Origin of the sequence: Halomonas sp. G15 (genome assembly GCF_021282295.1) — a bacterium.
GTDB classification, from domain to species: Bacteria; Pseudomonadota; Gammaproteobacteria; order Pseudomonadales; family Halomonadaceae; genus Halomonas; species Halomonas alimentaria.
Genome location: NZ_JAJSPA010000081.1, coordinates 1 through 1,588, shown reverse-complemented (window position 1 = coordinate 1,588; position 1,588 = coordinate 1). Strand labels below are relative to the sequence as shown.

Sequence of the window (1,588 nt, the reverse complement as noted above, 5' to 3'; positions counted from 1 at the left end):
TTGAGCCAAGTTTGGTGCTACTTCAAGCACTTATGATCTTAAACTGAAGAGTTTGATCATGGCTCAGATTGAACGCTGGCGGCAGGCCTAACACATGCAAGTCGAGCGGAAACGATGGAAGCTTGCTTCCAGGCGTCGAGCGGCGGACGGGTGAGTAATGCATAGGAATCTGCCCGATAGTGGGGGATAACCTGGGGAAACCCAGGCTAATACCGCATACGTCCTACGGGAGAAAGCAGGGGATCTTCGGACCTTGCGCTATCGGATGAGCCTATGTCGGATTAGCTAGTTGGTGAGGTAATGGCTCACCAAGGCTGCGATCCGTAGCTGGTCTGAGAGGATGATCAGCCACATCGGGACTGAGACACGGCCCGAACTCCTACGGGAGGCAGCAGTGGGGAATATTGGACAATGGGCGAAAGCCTGATCCAGCCATGCCGCGTGTGTGAAGAAGGCTTTCGGGTTGTAAAGCACTTTCAGTGGGGAAGAAATCCTCGGGGCCAATACCCTCGAGGGAGGACATCACCCACAGAAGAAGCACCGGCTAACTCCGTGCCAGCAGCCGCGGTAATACGGAGGGTGCGAGCGTTAATCGGAATTACTGGGCGTAAAGCGCGCGTAGGCGGCGTGATAAGCCGGTTGTGAAAGCCCCGGGCTCAACCTGGGAACGGCATCCGGAACTGTCAGGCTAGAGTGCAGGAGAGGAAGGTAGAATTCCCGGTGTAGCGGTGAAATGCGTAGAGATCGGGAGGAATACCAGTGGCGAAGGCGGCCTTCTGGACTGACACTGACGCTGAGGTGCGAAAGCGTGGGTAGCAAACAGGATTAGATACCCTGGTAGTCCACGCCGTAAACGATGTCGACTAGCCGTTGGGGTCCTTGTGACCTTTGTGGCGCAGTTAACGCGATAAGTCGACCGCCTGGGGAGTACGGCCGCAAGGTTAAAACTCAAATGAATTGACGGGGGCCCGCACAAGCGGTGGAGCATGTGGTTTAATTCGATGCAACGCGAAGAACCTTACCTACTCTTGACATCGTGCGAACTTTCCAGAGATGGATTGGTGCCTTCGGGAACGCACAGACAGGTGCTGCATGGCCGTCGTCAGCTCGTGTTGTGAAATGTTGGGTTAAGTCCCGTAACGAGCGCAACCCTTGTCCCTATTTGCCAGCGATTCGGTCGGGAACTCTAGGGAGACTGCCGGTGACAAACCGGAGGAAGGTGGGGACGACGTCAGGTCATCATGGCCCTTACGAGTAGGGCTACACACGTGCTACAATGGCCGGTACAAAGGGTTGCGAAGCCGCGAGGTGGAGCTAATCCCGAAAAGCCGGTCTCAGTCCGGATCGGAGTCTGCAACTCGACTCCGTGAAGTCGGAATCGCTAGTAATCGTGAATCAGAATGTCACGGTGAATACGTTCCCGGGCCTTGTACACACCGCCCGTCACACCATGGGAGTGGACTGCACCAGAAGTGGTTAGCCTAACTTCGGAGGGCGATCACCACGGTGTGGTTCATGACTGGGGTGAAGTCGTAACAAGGTAGCCGTAGGGGAACCTGCGGCTGGATCACCTCCTTACCGATATGTC

At 55.8% G+C, this 1,588-nt stretch carries 1 rRNA gene; it reads left to right on the top strand.

Features of this window, described 5'->3' with window-relative positions:
- Positions 1-40: 40 nt before the first annotated feature.
- Positions 41-1,578: ribosomal RNA gene (locus LWH48_RS18010) — 16S ribosomal RNA — on the top strand.
- The last annotated feature ends 10 nt before the right edge of the window (positions 1,579-1,588 follow it).